Origin of the sequence: Actinomadura sp. 7K507, from assembly GCF_004348425.1 — a bacterium.
Lineage (GTDB): Bacteria > Actinomycetota > Actinomycetes > Streptosporangiales > Streptosporangiaceae > Spirillospora.
On the sequence record NZ_SMKK01000541.1, the window covers coordinates 1 to 988 of the forward strand.

The window sequence follows — 988 nt, forward strand, 5'->3', positions numbered from 1 at the left end:
GGTGGTCGGTGGGGTGCGGGTTGGCAGGGCGGTATTCGTGGTCGAGGTCGGCGGCCATCACCGACCGGCCGCACGGGTCACAGCGGAAGTGGACGGGGCCGCCGTCCAGCGGTGTGCGGCAGGACGGGCAGCGCTTCACCGGACCGGCGTGCAGCGGTCGGCGCGGCGCGGCGGGGTAGGCGTGCGTGGTCGAGGTCATGCCGCGGTCACCTCCATCTCGGCGAGGTCGGCGCACTCAAGGCAGGTGCCCAGGTGGCGGGGCAGGACGTAACCGGCGTCGCGTCGGCAGGTCGGGCAGTGCCGGCGGGCGGCCAGGGCCTTGCCGAGGGCGGCGCGCTGCCGGTCGGTCGGGGTGCGCTTGGGCAGCGCGAGCCGGACGTCGTAGAGGTAGGCGGCGCGCACCCCGCCGGGGGCGTTGTAGCGGCGGGAGTTCCACAGCACCTGTCCGGCGATCTCCTGACCGCCGGGGCGCAGTCCCGCGGCGGCGAGCTGGCGGCGGGTCCGCAGGTGCGGCGGGGCCATCCGCCACGGCCAGGTAGGGATCCCGTGGCGCGCGCCGGTCGGGTCGAAGAACCGGGCGGAGCTACGGCGGCGGGTCATGATGCCACACCCCCCGCCCGGCTGGCGGCGAACGCGGGACGGTGCACGGTGACCAGGCACCAACCGTCCTCACGCAACGACCGGTAGATCAGCCGTCCGGCGAACATCGTCAAGGCGACGGTCACCACGGTCGTGACGACCATCGTCGGTGCCGGGTGCGCCAGCAGCAGCGCCACGCCGGCGGCGGCGAGTCGGGCCGGGGACAGGCACAGCCAGCACATCGCGGCGAGCGCGGCCAGCGTCAGCGCGAGCGCGGTCATCATGGCGGTCACTTCTTCTTGCCGGTCTTGGCGTCGTGGGCGTCGCGGACGGACTTGGGTTCACCGTTCGGCCAGGTCGAGGACTTGCCGTTGGTCGGGTGGTCGGCCATCGCTGCTACGTCCTTCCG

General features: G+C 74.1%; 3 protein-coding genes. All 3 read right to left on the bottom strand.

The window, feature by feature from the left end:
* Positions 1-199 (bottom strand): hypothetical protein (locus tag E1285_RS45145; RefSeq protein ID WP_132161043.1); only part of this gene is annotated, 199 nt, incomplete at its 3' end.
* Positions 196-600: an RRQRL motif-containing zinc-binding protein gene (locus tag E1285_RS45150; RefSeq protein ID WP_132161044.1), complete on the bottom strand. Its 405-nt coding sequence runs from the start codon at positions 598-600 to the stop codon at positions 196-198. The genes E1285_RS45150 and E1285_RS45145, both read right to left, overlap by 4 nt.
* Complete coding sequence (locus tag E1285_RS45155; protein ID WP_132161045.1) at positions 597-872, bottom strand: hypothetical protein; 276 nt, start codon at positions 870-872, stop codon at positions 597-599. The genes E1285_RS45150 and E1285_RS45155 overlap by 4 nt, the downstream gene beginning before the upstream one ends.
* Positions 873-988 lie beyond the last annotated feature (116 nt).